Source organism: Citrobacter sp. Cpo090 (assembly GCF_030332665.1).
GTDB classification, from domain to species: Bacteria; Pseudomonadota; Gammaproteobacteria; order Enterobacterales; family Enterobacteriaceae; genus Citrobacter; species Citrobacter portucalensis.
On the sequence record NZ_JAOWHK010000025.1, the window covers coordinates 381,000 to 397,210 of the forward strand.

Below are 16,211 nucleotides of genomic sequence, written 5' to 3' on the forward strand. Positions count from 1 at the left end.
GGGAAATGAAAGAGGGCGGAGGCGGGCCTCCGCCAGAACATTAGAGCTTGATAAATTTATCCAGCGTACGAATAAGTTGGGTGACAAAACCGTATTCGTTATCGTACCAGGCGACGGTTTTTACCAGTTGCAGGTCACCTACCTCGGTAATCTCAGTTTGTGTTGCATCAAATACCGAACCGAAATGCGAGCCAATGACATCTGACGAGACAATCTCCTCATCGGTATAACCAAATGACTCATTATCTTGCGTGGCTTTTTTCAGCGCGTTGTTGACCTCTTCAGCAGTGACTTTTTTCCCCAATATCGAAACCAGTTCCGTAACGGATCCGGTTTTTACCGGAACACGCTGGGCGTGGCCTTTTAATTTTCCGCTCAACGCCGGAATAACCAGACCAATGGCTTTGGCGGCTCCGGTGGTATGGGGAATGATATTCTCCGCCGCTGCCCGTGAGGCGCGCAGATCTTTCCCGCGTGGGCCATCAACCAGCGACTGCGTTCCCGTGTAGGCGTGGATGGTGGTCATGGTGCCAAGCTGAATACCGAAGCTGTCATGCAGGGCTTTCGCCATCGGTGCCAGGCAGTTGGTAGTGCACGATGCGACTGAGATAATCCGATCGTTCGCATCCATTGTGTCGTCGTTGACGTTAAAGACGATGGTTTTCATATCGCCAGCCGGGGCGGATATCAGCACTTTTTTGGCCCCTGCATCCAGGTGCGCGTTGGCTTTTTCTGTCGAGGTATAAAAACCGGTGCATTCGATGATTATCTCTGCACCAGTGGTTTTCCACGGGATATTTTTAGCCTCTTTTTCTGCGTAAACCGCGATTTTTTTACCGTCGACAATCAGCGCGTCTTCGGTAAAGTCGATGCTCCAGGGAAACGGGCCGTAGTTTGAATCGTGCTTTAACAGATAGGCGAGAATTTTGGGCGAGGTGAGGTCATTAATGGCCACAACCTCCACGTTGCTTTTGACTTCCAGTAGTCGACGCAATACCAGACGACCGATACGACCAAAACCGTTAATGCCAATTTTACTCATGGTTTTCTCCTGTCAGGATGAGGCGGTACGACATATTTTCCCTACCAGGCTTAGTCCAGACAGGCATCCTCGGCAATAGCGGTTCTTGCGGTTAAGCGTAAGCGACTGAAAATGGGTGAACAAAAGTTAATGAATTTTTAATAAAAGCCCGTTATGTTGACGCATTATTGTTTTTATTCAGGAAGTGTTATGGGGAATAAGTATTCTGGCCTGCAAATTGGTATTCACTGGCTGGTCTTTTTGTTGGTTATTGCGGCCTACAGCGCCATGGAGTTTCGCGGATTTTTCCCGCGCAGCTATCGCCCCTTGTTCAACATGGTGCACGTCTCCTGCGGTATCACTATTTTAACGCTGATGGTGGCGCGTCTGCTGGTCAGGCTGAAATACCCGGCGCCGCCGATTGTGCCAAAACCGAAGCCGATGATGACCGGCATGGCGCATCTGGGGCATCTGGTTATCTATCTGTTGTTTATTGTCCTGCCGATTATTGGGCTGGTGATGATGTACAACCGGGGTAACCCGTGGATTGCATTCGGCATCGTTATGCCACATGCGGCAGAAGCTAACTTTGATTTAGTGGATATGCTGAAGTCCTGGCACGTGACGCTGGCAAACCTGGGGTATTTTGTTATTGGTCTGCATGCCGTTGCGGCCCTGATGCATCACTATTTCTGGAAGGATAATACGCTGCTGCGCATGATGCCGCGTAAACGCTCCTGAGGTAACGCCCCGCAAATGCGGGGCGTTTTTTTAGGCCGCTGCAATGGCGACAATCCACCATGCCGCGAGTTTGCCGTAAGGCGATCGCTAACATGGAATAAAATCGTAAATTATTTTCCCAGACATCATAAAAGCTTACCGACGAGATGGTTAAACAACGCTCAGTTCATCACTCCTGTCACTTGATCACTGTCCTCATTAAAACTACTGTATATAAATACAGTTATATGCGAGGCAGATTATTATGTTGTTTTTCCAGCCAGTTGAACACCGCGAAACCAAACGCTTCCCGCTATTTAGCGATCTCGTACCCTGTGGTTTTCCTTCTCCTGCGCAGGATTACGTTGAGAAACGTATCGATCTTAACGACCTGTTGGTGCAGCATCCCAGCGCCACCTATTTTGTTAAATCGTCTGGCGACTCCATGATGGGGGCAGGGATCGGTGCTGGCGACTTGCTGGTAGTCGACAGTGCCAGAAAAGCGGCCCACGGAGACATTGTGATTGCTGCAATTGAAGGCGAATTCACCGTTAAGCGCCTGCAATTGCATCCGGTGGTGATGCTGAAGCCAGAGAACAGCGCCTACGCGCCGATCATGATCGGCAGCGAGGACACGCTGGATATATTTGGCGTGGTGACATTTATCATCAAAGCCGCGGGCTGATTATGTTTGCGCTGGTGGATGTTAATTCGTTTTATGCCAGTTGTGAATCGGCATTCCGACCGGACCTGAAAGGTAAACCCGTTGTTGTTCTTTCAAATAACGATGGCTGTGTCATTGCCAGCAGTGCGGAAGCGAAGGCGCTTGGCGTCAATATGGGCGCGCCATACTTCAAACAGAAAGATCTGTTCAGGCGCTGTGGTGTGTTCTGCTTTAGTTCGAACTACGAACTGTATGCGGATATGAGCAGCAGGGTGATGTCGATTCTGGAGGAGCTGTCTCCGCGCGTGGAAATGTACAGTATCGATGAAGCCTTTTGTGATTTAACCGGCGTGCGAAACTGCAGGGATCTTACGGATTTTGGTCGTGAAATCAGAGAAACCATTTTACGGAAAACACGCCTCACGGTTGGGGTCGGTATCGCCCAGACCAAAACCCTGGCCAAGCTGGCTAACCATGCTGCCAAAAAGTGGCAGGAGCAGACTGGCGGGGTGGTGGATCTCTCGAATATTGAGCGCCAGCGTAAGCTGATGGCTGCGCTTCCGGTTGATGAAGTCTGGGGTGTCGGACGCCGTATCAGTAAAAAACTGGATGCTATGGGCATTAAAACGGTCTGCGACCTGGCGGATACCGATATTCGCTTTATCCGCAAACATTTCAACGTGGTGCTTGAGCGCACGGTGCGGGAATTGCGCGGTGAACCTTGCCTGGCGCTGGAGGAGTTTGCGCCAGTTAAGCAGGAGATCATTTGTTCAAGATCGTTTGGTGAAAAACTTACGGATTACAATGCGATGAGAGAGGCTATTTGTACCTATGCTGCACGTGCTGCGGAAAAGCTACGCAGAGAACACCAGTTTTGTCGGTTTATCTCCACGTTTATCAAAACCAGCCCATTTTCCATGAATGAGCCGTATTACGGTAACAGCGCATCGATAAAACTGCTGACACCAACCCAGGATAGTCGGGAAATTATAAGGGCGGCCACACGTAGCCTGGACGCAATATGGCGAGAGGGGCTACGTTATCAAAAAGCAGGGGTCATGCTGGGCGATTTTTTTAGCTCAGGCGTTGCACAGTTGAATCTTTTTGATGACAACGCGCCACGGCATAACAGCGATAGGCTGATGGCCGTTCTGGATACGCTCAATGCTGAAAAGGGTAAAGGAACGCTCTATTTTGCCGGACAAGGTATACAACAACCGTGGGCGATGAAGCGAGATATGCTCTCACCGCGTTATACAACGAGATACAGTGACTTACTGCAAGTTGGGTAGGGGGGTATCGTAAATAAGTCTTTGGAGCGATTCTAAAACTGTCCAGAAATAAATAAAAAAACGATTATCAGCCGCCATTAAAAATTTTATTGTAGCGCCGACTAACAGATAACTAACTGACAAACGGCAAGTCTATAATAGGAAATTTATGAAAAAGACGCTTATTACACTCATTATTGCAAATGCGCTGACCGCGACTACGGCATTTGCCGCAGCGGATGCGGGAACCTGGTATGCTGGTGGAAAATTTGGTTGGTCGCATTACTTTGATACCAGCGCAAGCCAGCAAACGGGGGCCAATGGTAATAAATATGGTGATGTTGGTTTTGATAGCGATAACGTTGGTGGTGGTGTATTTACAGGCTACCAGATTACTCCATGGCTGGCTGTTGAAGGTGGTTATGATTATTTAGGTAATATGCAATTCAACGGTAAAAATGGCTCATCTGGTTCTCAAATGAAAAGTCAGGGCCTGCAATTATCTCTGAAGGCAAATTACGGTCTGACTGATAATTGGGATCTCTACGGCCGTGCAGGGGCAATGGGATATCGCGCGGAGTCAGATATTAAAGGCAATAACCGCTTTGATACCGGTGTGCGTCCGGTTGTGGCTGTTGGTACGGAATATGCCTTTAACAAGAACTGGGCTGGTCGCGTGGAATACCAATGGGTGAGCAACGTGGGTAATGAAAACCAGATTGGCGTATCAAGCGATGTTAGTTCCGTTACCGCTGGGTTGTCATATCGCTTTGGTCAGCATGACGACGCGGAGGTTACGCCTGCTCCGGCAGTTGCCGCCACTCCTGCGCCTGAACCTCAGCGTTTTAACTTAAAATCTGATGTGATGTTTGGTTATGATTCAGCAGCACTAACCCCAGAAGGGAAAGCAGCGATTGCGCAGCTATACCGAAACCCCGGTCTGCAACCGGCCAAAGACAAAGCGACCGTTGTTATTGGCTATAGCGATCGCACCGGAGCCGCAGATTATAACCAGCAACTGTCAGCCCAGCGCGCGCAGGCTGTTGCCGATGAATTAGTCGCGTTAGGTATGCCGGCTGCAAATATTACTGCACAAGGACACGGTTCGAGTGATTCTGTCACGGGATCCAGTTGTGATGGGCAGACCGGACAGCAGCTGATTAATTGTCTTGCTCCTGATCGCCATGTCGTTGTTGAGATCACTGATAAGCACTAAGCAGGTGTACAAAAAGCCCTCCTCATTATCGAATGGGGAGGGCTTTTTTATTCGCACAGTGAACTATCATTAACTGTGACAAATTAAAAATTTTAGAGCGTAATCATGTTCATAGAATCGTTAGTTTCGAGAGCTAAAGATAAATTATGGCGTTATTTTCTGCCACGGTTTACTCTGAAAAATCATGTGGATGATCGAGTATATAATTACTATGGTATTTATTTTTCGGATGTAAAACAAGAAAAATATCAGTTAGTGAGTCTAAGCGGCAAAAATGTTGTGCTTGAAAAATGGCATGCTGAGCAGCACGCCTATGTGGAGAAAATAAACCTTCCACTCAATGACCTTGAAAAGATGAATGTTGAGATCATTCATTGGAGAAAACAAGGGCCATTAAGATTTGACTCAATTTTCCTTTTTACAATAAGTTATTTTACTCGTATAGCTTATGTGAAAAATATGCTCGCGAGAGCAAAGAGTAGAGTTTTTTCTACCTTCTCCAGCACCAGAGAATTGACCGGACTTGATCGTATTATGTTATTACAGGTGTTAGTTAATGAATATGTGCATCAATCACCGCAGAAAACTCACACCGGAGTAACGTGTGAAGAAGTGATCGATCTATTGTACGGTACCCTTTGGTACAAACATATCAAGAACGAAGATTTCAGAAGAAAGGTTTTTCTGCTATTACAATCTCTTGTCATTACAGAGGAGATTAAATTTAACGATGAAAAATATTATATTCAGGGTAAGGCTATTTCAACAATTGTTTCATGGGAATCTGAAGATAAACGGGAAAAGCAGCAGATCAGGATCCAGAGAAATATTAGTCGTTTGATGCTTGTGATTACCGCGTCCACATTGATGATCACCCTGGCGATACTTGCTCAGGCAGGCCTTATTAATCTACATAATCTTTGGGAGCATCTGACACAGTTAAAGCCAATCAGGGTGTTGTTCAAGCTAATATAATAAAAATCAATGCATTAACATAAATAGTAATCATATATTTTACAGCCAAATAACAAATCTGATAGTATACCCCCCTATAGTATTTGGAGGGCGTATGCCGCATTCACCCGAAGATAAAAAACGCATTCTCACCCGTGTACGCCGTATTCGCGGTCAGGTTGATGCGCTTGAGCGCGCACTGGAGTCCGGCGAACCGTGTCTGGCTATCCTGCAACAAATTGCCGCCGTGCGCGGTGCATCCAATGGCCTGATGGGCGAAATGGTTGAGATCCATCTGAAAGACGAGCTGGTCAGCGGGGAAACTACGCCAGACCAGCGTGCCGTGCGCATGGCTGAAATCGGCCATCTTCTGCGTGCTTATCTAAAATAACACCATCACCTCGCAATAATGGGAAGAGACAAATGAAATCACGTGCAGCAGTTGCATTCGGCCCCGGCCAACCGTTAAAAATTGTCGAAATCGACGTCGCACCGCCAAAGAAAGGCGAAGTGCTGGTTAAAATTACCCATACCGGCGTGTGCCACACCGACGCCTTTACGCTCTCTGGCGATGATCCGGAAGGCGTATTCCCGGCGGTACTTGGGCACGAAGGTGGCGGCATTGTGGTTGAAGTAGGTGAAGGCGTCACCAGTCTGAAACCGGGTGACCATGTGATCCCGCTGTACACCGCAGAGTGCGGCGAGTGTAAGTTCTGTAAATCGGGTAAAACCAACCTGTGTCAGGCCGTACGTGCGACCCAGGGCAAAGGTCTGATGCCGGATGGCACAACGCGCTTCTCGTATAACGGTGAGCCGATTTATCACTATATGGGCACCAGCACCTTCAGCGAATACACCGTTTGCGCGGAGATCTCTCTGGCGAAGGTTAACCCGCAGGCCCCGCTGGACAAAGTGTGTCTGCTGGGTTGTGGCGTGACCACCGGTATTGGAGCAGTCCATAACACCGCAAAAGTGAAAGAAGGCGACACCGTAGCCGTATTTGGCCTGGGCGGTATTGGTCTGGCGGTAATTCAGGGCGCGGTGCAGGCGAAAGCCGGGCGTATTCTGGCTGTTGATACCAATCCGGAAAAATTTAAGCTGGCAGGTGAAATGGGCGCGACCGATTTCATCAACCCGAAGGATTACGACAAACCGATTCAGGATGTAATCGTCGAACTGACTGACGGCGGCGTGGATTTTAGCTTTGAATGTATCGGTAATGTTAACGTGATGCGCGCAGCGCTGGAATGTTGCCATAAAGGATGGGGCGAAAGCATCATTATTGGCGTGGCGGGAGCAGGGCAAGAGATCAAAACGCGTCCGTTCCAGCTGGTTACTGGGCGTGTCTGGCGCGGCTCCGCGTTTGGCGGCGTGAAAGGGCGCACTCAGCTTCCTGGCATGGTTGAAGAAGCAATGAGCGGGAAAATTCAGTTGGATCCCTTTATTACCCACCGTTTACCGCTGGAGCAGATTAACGAAGCGTTCGATTTAATGCATCAGGGTAAGTCCATCCGTACCGTTATCCACTTTGGCGATAACTGATTCATTGGCCAGCGGATTTCACCGCTGGCACTTTCCTGAATTTTTAAGAATTATGTTGTGAAAGTGTGACGAATCCGGCGCTTTTCACGGTAAGTAAACTTCCCGGATTGCCGATGACTATCTAACGGGCGTGTTTTCACGCATAAACCCTACAAGAGAGTCGACGGTCATGGACAACACTACATCGATGCAAGCCCAGCATAAACTGGGCTTTTTGCATCAAATCCGGCTGGTTCCGCTGTTTTCCTCCATTCTCGGTGGCATCCTTCTGCTATTCGCCTTAAGTTCCGGGCTGGCAGGCTATTTTCTTATGCAGGCCGATCGCGATCAGCGCGACGTGACCGATGAGATTCAGGTCAGGATGGGGTTATCTAACAGCTCTAACCACTTACGCACCGCGCGTATCAATATGATCCACGCCGGCGCGGCGAGCCGTATCGCCGAAATGGATGACATGAAGGCCAATATTGCCGAGGCGGAAAAACGGATTAAGCAGTCGCAGGACGGTTTTAACGCGTATATGTCGCGTGCGGTAAAGACGTCTGCTGATGAAGCGCTAGATGCTGAACTGAGCGCCAGCTTCAAAGCCTATACCGACGGCTTACAGCCCATGCTGAAGTACGCTAAAAACGGCATGTTTGAAGCGATCATCAACCATGAAAATGAACAGGCCCGACCGCTGGACTCTGCTTACAATAAGGTATTGTTAAAAGCGATCGACATTCGTACCGCAAGGGCGAACCAGTTAAGCGAACAGGCGCATCAGCGTACACAACTCGGCATGGCTTTTATGCTGGGTGCATTCGTTCTTGCGCTGGCGCTGACCGTAATGACGTTCATTGTTCTGCGCCGCACGGTCATTCATCCTCTGTTACGCGCGGCCAAGCGTATTGAGCAAATTTCCGCGGGGGATCTGACCATGCAAGATGAAGCAACCGGGCGTAGCGAAATTGGTCGCCTGAGCCGTCATCTGCAGACAATGCAGCGATCATTGGGGAAAACGGTGGGCACGGTACGACAGGGCGCGGAAGAAATATATCGCGGTACCAGTGAGATTTCGGCGGGTAATACCGATTTGTCTTCACGTACCGAACAACAGGCAGCGGCGATTGAACAAACGGCGGCCAGCATGGAAGAGCTGACGGCCACGGTGAAGCAAAACGCCGACAATGCGCATCACGCAAGCAAGCTGGCGGAAGATGCGTCCGGCAAGGCCAGCCGGGGCGGTCAGATGGTTTCTGGCGTGGTGAAAACCATGGGTAATATCTCAACGAGTTCGAAGAAAATCTCCGAAATCACCGCTGTTATTAATAGCATTGCTTTCCAGACTAATATCCTGGCGCTGAACGCGGCGGTTGAGGCGGCGCGGGCAGGAGAGCAGGGGCGTGGATTTGCAGTGGTGGCCAGTGAGGTCCGTACGCTGGCAAGCCGCAGCGCTCAGGCGGCAAAAGAGATTGAAGGATTGATCAGCGAATCGGTCCGACTGATTGACCAGGGCTCCGGAGAAGTCGTCGCGGCGGGCAATACGATGACGGATATTGTCGACGCGGTAAAACGCGTGACCGATATCATGCTGGAAATCGCGGCGGCCTCTGATGAGCAGAGCCGAGGTATCGTCCAGGTGAGCCAGGCGATATCAGAAATGGATAAGGTTACGCAGCAAAATGCCTCTCTGGTTGAAGAAGCATCGGCTGCAGCGGCCTCTCTCGAAGAGCAGGCGGCACGCTTAACGGAAGCTGTAGGAACATTCCGCTTAACAGGAACAAGCGCTATTAAACGCGCTCCCGTGACCACTACGCCTGACCAGTCGCGTCCGCAGACAGCAACGGCCAGTGGCGATAACTGGGAAACGTTTTAACAATAAATTAAGGGACCTGATGGTCCCTTAATATTTGGCATCAAAACGGTACGGTTTTGCGTATTGCGGCGATAAGGATCTGCGCGGCCTGAGAGAGTTGCACATCAACACGGGTAAGAATACCGATGGGTTCACCCGCACCGTGGGTAGGTATCGGCAACGACACCAGCGTCGCCTGGCGTAAATCCTCTCTAACCGCGCCTGAAGGGACAAACCACACATAGTCGTAATCAACCGTCAGCTGGCGGGAAAGCGATGCTGACAGCGTTTCAATGCAGCCTGGCGGCAGTTTACAACCCTGACTTTGCAACAATGCTTCTGCGTGCTGGCGAGGCGCGGTTCCTTTTGGCGAGACCACCACCGGCCACTCCATTACACGACTTAACGTGATGGTTTCCTGCAACAACGGGTGGTTAGGGCGTACAACCAGTTTAAGTGATTCCAGAAACAACAATTCATAATTCAGACCGACCATCAATTCTGGATCGGCCATGCGACCAATGCCAAGGTCGATTTCCCCGGATTTTAAACCCGCCAAAATCATCGGATTGCTCATGGTGGCGACCTGTAGCGTGGTCTCCATTTGCTGTTTGTGGAAAGGACCAATTACCGCAGGCAGAATGCCCAGTGCCGCGGTGGGTAAGGCCCCAATCCGTACGACATCAGTCTGCGATTCTTCGCGCTGATTTAACGCTTGTCCGGCGGTGTTGAGCGCATCCAGCACTCTTACAGCGTGGGTAAGAAACTGTTCTCCGGGCAGCGTTAACTGCGCGCCAAGGCGGCCACGCTCAAAGAGTCGGGTACCGGTCAGTTGCTCCAGCTCATTTAGCGTTTTGGAGAGAGCCGGTTGGCTCAGGTTAAGGGTCTCAGCCGCGCGCCCCAACGTTCCCTGCTGTGCAACGGCGACAAAAGTATGAAGGTGGCGCAAGCGAATGCGCTGATTGAACAGAACATTTTTTTCCATAAGCGATGTTAAAAACAGAGCCGTATCGGTGACAAGTAAAGTTGTTTGTTTTTGATAACCTGATAGCAAAATATTATTAACATTTATCATGTTTTACTTACAACTGATTTATTTTGCTTATGTTTTGTACAGCGTTGCTGGGTGGCGGGATCATGGAAGGGAGTATGTTCAGTCGTTATACTTTGGTTATTGTTTACTTTTGAACGATTTCTCTTCACAAGGCACTGATGAATGATACATGTAATAGGGCACCTTAATCCCGATAGCGATGCCATCTGCACCGCAGCAATGACGGCGCGTTGGCTTAGTTTACGTGGCCAGCAGGCGACAGCATGGCGTTTGGGCGAGCCTAACCGCGAAACGCAGTTTATCTTTGAGCATGCGGGGCTGACGATGCCTGAACGGTTGACGTTTGAACTGACAGATCGTGATGTCTGGCTGGTTGATTTTACCGAACCTGCCCAGGGGCCGGAATCGCTGGCAGAAAGTAACGTGGTGGGAATTATCGATCATCACCGACTCGGTGGGTTAGTCACCCGTCTGCCACCGGAAGTGTGGGTGAAGCCCGTCGGTAGTAGCGCAACCCTGCTGTGGCAACTGATGACGGAAGATGAACGCAACCAGTTATCTCCCGCTGAGGCTGTTTTACTGCTCGGTGCGGTATTGAGTGACACTGTCACGCTTCGTTCACCTACGACCACCTCTGACGATCGCCAGGCGGTTGATGCGCTGGCCCAAAAAAACGGAGTGGATCTTGACGCTTTCAGTCGCGACCTGCTGTCAGCCAAAACAAGCGTGGAAGGGATGAGCGCCCGCGAACTTTTGCAGAAAGACATTAAAACCTTCACCATCCATGGACATTCAGTCTGTGTAGCGCAGCTTGAACTGTATGCGCTGCAACAGGTGGATGCGGTGCTGGACGATCTCCGTCAGGAAATGGCGCGCTATGCAGAAGAAAAGAATGCTGCGTTGGTCGTGCTGATGCTCACTGACATCAATCTGGGTGACACCAGCCTTTGGTTTGCTGGAGCAGAACTTTCAGACATCCCGCAGCCTTGCAAGGTAGAAGGTATGCTTAGCCGTAAAAAACAGATGCTGCCCTGGCTGGAAAGTCATTTGAAACCACGCCAGTAGGTACTGTTCATCGTTTGTATGGGTGGGAAGTTTACGCGGGGTCACACTTTGTAAATTCTTCCCACCGGAGTCAGCGGTGTTTTCTACACTCCAGGTAATATTCACTGGAGGCATGACATTATGGCGAACACCATCACGGCAGATGAGATTCGGGAACAATTTTCGCAGGCAATGTCAGCAATGTACCAGCAGGAAGTCCCGCAATACGGCACATTGCTGGAACTTGTCGCTGATGTGAATCTGGCGGTACTGGAAAATAATCCGACGCTGCATGAAAAACTGGCGAATGCGGATGAACTGGCCCGGCTAAACGTTGAACGTCATGGCGCCATTCGAGTGGGTACCGCGCAGGAGCTTTCTACGCTGCGCCGAATGTTTGCCGTTATGGGCATGTATCCGGTGAGTTACTACGATCTCTCCCAGGCCGGCGTCCCCGTACATTCCACTGCCTTTCGTCCCATCGACGATGCCTCGCTATCGCGCAACCCGTTTCGGGTATTCACCTCGTTATTACGGCTCGAACTCATCGAAAACGCCGCGCTGCGGCAAAAAGCCGCTGAGATCCTCGCGAAACGCGATATTTTCACTCGCCGTTGCCACGAGCTGCTGGATGAATTTGATGCGCAGGGCAGTTTTACATCTGAACAAGCGCAAGAATTTGTGCATGAAGCGCTGGAAACATTCCGCTGGCATCAGCACGCCACGGTCGATGAAGAGACCTATCACGCATTACATAACGAACACAGGCTGATTGCTGATGTAGTGTGCTTCCCCGGTTGTCATATCAACCATCTGACGCCGCGAACGCTGGATATTGACCGGGTGCAGTCGATGATGCCGGAATGCGGTATTGAACCGAAAATACTGATTGAAGGGCCGCCGCGCCGTGAGGTGCCGATTTTATTACGTCAGACCAGTTTCAAAGCGCTGGAAGAACCTGTGATGTTTGCCGGTGAAATGCGTGGCACTCACACGGCGCGTTTTGGTGAAATCGAACAGCGCGGCGTGGCCCTGACGCCGAAAGGCAGAGCGTTGTACGACGAATTGCTGAATAAAGCGGGAACGGGGAAAGACAATCTGACGCACCAGCTACACCTTCAGGAAGTATTCAAGGCCTTCCCGGACAGCGAATTTCTGCTGCGCCAGCAGGGGCTAGCCTGGTTCCGCTATCGTCTGACACCATCGGGTGAAGCGCATCGGCAGGCTATTCGCCCGGATGACGACCCGCAACCGCTCATTGAACGGGGCTGGCTGGTTGCACAACCCATCACCTACGAAGATTTTTTACCGGTGAGCGCCGCAGGAATTTTCCAGTCCAATTTGGGCAATGAAACACAGGCCCGCAGCCACGGAAACTCCAGCCGCGACGCGTTTGAACAGGCGCTGGGTTGCGCGGTTTATGATGAGTTTGCGCTGTATCAGGAGGCTCAAGAGCGAAGTAAACGTCGGTGTGGTTTACTTTAATGGAATTTACATGGGATTCGGTCTGTTCCCATCGACATAAAATATTTTCGATTTTGTACAGATAATCGGCGACCAACAATTGGATTATTAATGAATTTTGTCTAGAGTGAGCGGTCAGAAATGTGCACTCTCTTGCCGCTGATTTTGACCGGCGCGGGACCATTTACACGACCAGAAGGACTCACTTTCAGGCATGAATCGCAGACGATTTATTAAAGGTTCAATGGCAGTGGCCGCCGTGTGCGGAACCAGTGGTATTGCATCACTCTTTTCCCGCGCCGCCTTTGCGGCAGAGTCTGACATTGCAGACGGAAAAACCGTACGTTTTGATTTTTCCGTTCTGCAATCGATGGCCCATGACTTAGCACAGAAACCCTGGGGCGGCGCACCGCGCGCGTTACCGGATACGCTGGCAAAACTGACGCCGCAGGCCTACAACAGTATTCAATATGACGCAGAACAGTCTCTGTGGAACAACGTTGAAAATCGTCAGCTTGATGCGCAGTTCTTCCACGTGGGAATGGGGTTTCGTCGCCGTGTACGTATGTTCTCGGTTGATGGCAGTACGCATATGGCACGTGAAATCCACTTCCGTCCGGAGCTGTTTAAATACAACGATGCGGGCGTGGATACCAAACAATTGGAAGGTCAGACTGACCTTGGGTTTGCCGGATTCCGCGTGTTTAAAGCGCCAGAACTGGCCCGCCGCGATGTCGTTTCTTTCCTGGGCGCCAGCTATTTCCGCGCCGTGGATGACACCTATCAGTATGGTTTATCGGCCCGTGGTCTGGCGGTAGATACCTACACCGACAGCAAAGAAGAGTTTCCTGATTTCACCTCTTTCTGGTTTGAAACGGTCAAACCGGGCGCGACTTCCTTTACCGTGTATGCGCTTCTCGACAGCCCAAGCGTAACCGGCGCATTCAAGTTCGTGATCCACTGTGAGAAAACGCAGGTGATTATGGATGTACAAAACCACATCTATGCGCGCAAAGACATTAAACAGCTCGGCATTGCGCCGATGACCAGCATGTTCAGCTGCGGCAACAATGAGCGTCGGATGTGCGACACTATTCACCCGCAAATTCATGACTCCGATCGTCTGGCGATGTGGAGGGGCAATGGCGAGTGGATCTGCCGCCCGCTGAATAACCCGCAGAAGCTGCAGTTCAACGCCTATACCGATAACAACCCGAAAGGGTTTGGCTTGCTGCAACTCGATCGTGACTTCTCCCATTATCAGGACATCATGGGCTGGTACAACAAGCGCCCAAGCCTGTGGGTCGAACCGCGCAACCAGTGGGGCAAGGGGACCATCGGCCTGATGGAGATCCCGACGACCGGCGAAACGCTGGATAACGTGGTCTGCTTCTGGCAGCCGGACAAGAAGATCAAAGCCGGCGATGAGCTGGAATTCAAATATCGCCTGTACTGGAGCGCTCAGCCGCCGGTGCGTTCACCGCTGGCTCGTGTGATGGCGACCCGGACAGGCATGGGCGGTTTCCCGGAAGGATGGGCTCCGGGCGAGCATTACCCGGAAAAATGGGCGCGTCGTTTTGCCGTTGACTTCGTCGGTGGTGATCTGAAAGCGGCTGCACCGAAAGGCATTGAACCGGTGATTACGCTCTCCAGCGGTGAAGCGAAACAGATTGAGATCCTCTACGTGGAACCTATCGACGGTTATCGCATTCAGTTTGACTGGTATCCGACCTCTGACTCAACCGATCCGGTAGATATGCGTATGTTCCTGCGTTGTCAGGGTGACGCCATCAGCGAAACCTGGCTGTATCAGTATTTCCCGCCAGCGCCGGATAAACGTAAGTACGTTGACGACCGCGAGATGCGTTAATCACTCCCTTTACGGCTCTCCTGATGGGGAGCCGTTTCTGCAATCCTCCTCATAACGACTCTGTACACTATTTACTCGATCCTGCTCGCATTTTTCTGTATGGCAAATGGGTACTCTGTGGATGTGTATTTCTTATACACGTCTTGTCCACTAACAGGGAGAAAGTATGTTTCCAGAATACAGAGACCTTATTTCCCGACTGAAATCCGAGAACCCTCGCTTTCTGTCCTTATTCGAAAAACACAACAGCCTTGATCATGAGATCTCCAGACTGGAAGGTTCGGATGGTCGGGGGTATAGTTTGGACATTGTTCGCCTTAAGAAACAGAAACTTCACCTGAAGGAAGATCTGCTCAAAATATTGCAAAAAGAGAGTGTCAGTGAGAGCTAAGTAGAACGGCACTTGCTGTGTAAAAGGGCTTCCTGCGAGAAACGGAAGCCCTTCCTGTTTTAGTATTAATTATGACTATGCGTAAATTTAACGCTTATCTATTTTATGGAAATGACAGATAAAAGGTAGCTTCAGCGTCGGCTTTACCTGCCGTAACCTGGCTATCTGTTTGAATGTATTGAGCGCTGAATGGCAATGATATTTGAGTTTGCTGAACGTTACTCGCCTGCAAAACGAAATCAGGTTGGTTAAAAGTCATGGCATTTTTATTTTTATCGAGAATCTGAACCCCGATACCTGTTGCGGTATTATCCTGATCGGTTAGCTTTAAAATTGAATCATTGCTACCTGTTTTGGTCTGGCCTTCAAAACGGATTGCAACGCTGGTTCCCTGAGCGCAGGTCAGGTCAATGTTAAAATCAACAGGCACAGAGGTTGAATTAACTCCTTTAAAGGTTGTATCAGCATTAATCCCACCTGCCGGAGCAAGTGAGACGGGAATATCTGGAGTATTTACATCGCAGGTTAATGTTTTTAAATCAATTAAAACGTCACTGAAGATAAGTTCGAAACCTTGAACATTGTTCCACCAAATACCACTACCGCTAAAGGCTGACAGGTCGATTGCTCCCCCTTTCAATTTCCCTACAACTTGTAAGATAAGACGGAAATTCCCTTGAAGTTGATTGACATCAGTGACATTCACTGAATTAGTCAGCTTAGGAAACTCCATGCAGTATGTAGAAGGCGTAACGGAAGTTTTTTTATTGAGCTCGTAGTAAATTTTTAGTCCCAGCCCTGAGTTCTCACCACTAGTTAATGGAATGTTGAACAGACAAGGATCGCTGCCCACTAATGTAGCTGGAAGTGTTGGAAATCCTTCACTGTAATTTACCGCGCCACCTGAACAGGTGAAATGACCCGATTGCGTTGAGCGATTATTTTGATCAAATAAAATAGTACCAACAGGCGTATCTTGGTTGAGGCCTGTCTCCAGATGGATGTTTTGAAAAGTAACAGTTGCAGCGTCTCCACTAACATAGTGACACTCTGATGCAGAAAAGCAAAATGTAGGGTAAATACCGGCTAACACTATTGCCAGCAAAAGATATTTAGATATGCTGATATTAAATTTTTTGGAGCAAAATTTACTGTTCATAGTA

At 49.9% G+C, this 16,211-nt stretch carries 15 protein-coding genes; 12 read left to right on the forward strand and 3 right to left on the reverse strand.

Going from position 1 to position 16,211, the window contains the following annotated elements:
* Positions 1-40 precede the first annotated feature (40 nt).
* Positions 41-1,042, reverse strand: a complete 1,002-nt coding sequence (gene gap / locus OGY83_RS04400; protein ID WP_123267254.1) for a type I glyceraldehyde-3-phosphate dehydrogenase — start codon at positions 1,040-1,042, stop codon at positions 41-43.
* 189 nt (positions 1,043-1,231) lie between these two features.
* Here gap and cybB point away from each other — a divergent pair, with 189 nt between their 5' ends.
* From cybB to OGY83_RS04440, 8 genes are all read left to right on the forward strand, one after another.
* Entirely contained in the window at positions 1,232-1,762 is a 531-nt protein-coding gene (gene cybB / locus OGY83_RS04405; protein ID WP_286635338.1) for a cytochrome b561, read from the forward strand.
* A 244-nt stretch (positions 1,763-2,006) separates the two neighbouring features.
* On the forward strand, positions 2,007-2,426 hold the full coding sequence (locus OGY83_RS04410; protein ID WP_191228709.1) for a translesion error-prone DNA polymerase V autoproteolytic subunit: 420 nt from the start codon (positions 2,007-2,009) through the stop codon (positions 2,424-2,426).
* 2 nt (positions 2,427-2,428) lie between these two features.
* Positions 2,429-3,697: a Y-family DNA polymerase gene (locus OGY83_RS04415; protein ID WP_286635339.1), complete on the forward strand. Its 1,269-nt coding sequence runs from the start codon at positions 2,429-2,431 to the stop codon at positions 3,695-3,697.
* 148 nt (positions 3,698-3,845) lie between these two features.
* On the forward strand, positions 3,846-4,892 hold the full coding sequence (gene ompA / locus OGY83_RS04420; RefSeq protein WP_191214511.1) for a porin OmpA: 1,047 nt from the start codon (positions 3,846-3,848) through the stop codon (positions 4,890-4,892).
* Positions 4,893-5,078: 186 nt separating this feature from the next.
* Positions 5,079-5,867 carry a hypothetical protein gene (locus tag OGY83_RS04425; protein WP_286635340.1) on the forward strand — a complete coding sequence of 263 codons (789 nt, stop codon included), beginning with the start codon at positions 5,079-5,081 and terminating at the stop codon, positions 5,865-5,867.
* Positions 5,868-5,961: 94 nt separating this feature from the next.
* The gene (locus OGY83_RS04430) at positions 5,962-6,237 is read left to right on the forward strand and encodes a metal/formaldehyde-sensitive transcriptional repressor (protein ID WP_003833178.1); all 276 of its coding nucleotides are present in this window, start codon (positions 5,962-5,964) and stop codon (positions 6,235-6,237) included.
* A gap of 32 nt (positions 6,238-6,269) precedes the next feature.
* Positions 6,270-7,388, forward strand: a complete 1,119-nt coding sequence (locus tag OGY83_RS04435) for an S-(hydroxymethyl)glutathione dehydrogenase/class III alcohol dehydrogenase (RefSeq protein WP_008784862.1) — start codon at positions 6,270-6,272, stop codon at positions 7,386-7,388.
* Positions 7,389-7,557: 169 nt separating this feature from the next.
* Entirely contained in the window at positions 7,558-9,246 is a 1,689-nt protein-coding gene (locus OGY83_RS04440) for a methyl-accepting chemotaxis protein (RefSeq protein ID WP_079937326.1), read from the forward strand.
* Between the two features lie 40 nt (positions 9,247-9,286).
* Here OGY83_RS04440 and OGY83_RS04445 read toward each other — a convergent pair whose 3' ends face one another.
* Positions 9,287-10,210, reverse strand: coding sequence for a LysR substrate-binding domain-containing protein (locus tag OGY83_RS04445; protein WP_079937520.1), 924 nt, complete (start codon positions 10,208-10,210; stop codon positions 9,287-9,289).
* Between the two features lie 231 nt (positions 10,211-10,441).
* On the opposite strand from OGY83_RS04445, the gene OGY83_RS04450 reads away from it, so the two are divergent.
* From OGY83_RS04450 to OGY83_RS04465, 4 genes are all read left to right on the forward strand, one after another.
* Complete coding sequence (locus tag OGY83_RS04450) at positions 10,442-11,344, forward strand: manganese-dependent inorganic pyrophosphatase (RefSeq protein ID WP_286635341.1); 903 nt, start codon at positions 10,442-10,444, stop codon at positions 11,342-11,344.
* A gap of 120 nt (positions 11,345-11,464) precedes the next feature.
* Complete coding sequence (gene hglS / locus OGY83_RS04455) at positions 11,465-12,808, forward strand: 2-oxoadipate dioxygenase/decarboxylase HglS (RefSeq protein WP_286635342.1); 1,344 nt, start codon at positions 11,465-11,467, stop codon at positions 12,806-12,808.
* A 193-nt stretch (positions 12,809-13,001) separates the two neighbouring features.
* On the forward strand, positions 13,002-14,657 hold the full coding sequence (locus OGY83_RS04460; RefSeq protein ID WP_286635343.1) for a glucan biosynthesis protein D: 1,656 nt from the start codon (positions 13,002-13,004) through the stop codon (positions 14,655-14,657).
* Between the two features lie 166 nt (positions 14,658-14,823).
* Positions 14,824-15,048 (forward strand): HP1242/YdcH family protein, encoded by a 225-nt coding sequence (locus tag OGY83_RS04465; RefSeq protein WP_003833168.1) that lies wholly within the window; start codon positions 14,824-14,826, stop codon positions 15,046-15,048.
* 103 nt (positions 15,049-15,151) lie between these two features.
* Here the strand turns inward: OGY83_RS04465 and OGY83_RS04470 are convergent, their stop codons facing one another.
* Positions 15,152-16,207 (reverse strand): fimbrial protein, encoded by a 1,056-nt coding sequence (locus tag OGY83_RS04470; RefSeq protein WP_286635344.1) that lies wholly within the window; start codon positions 16,205-16,207, stop codon positions 15,152-15,154.
* Positions 16,208-16,211 lie beyond the last annotated feature (4 nt).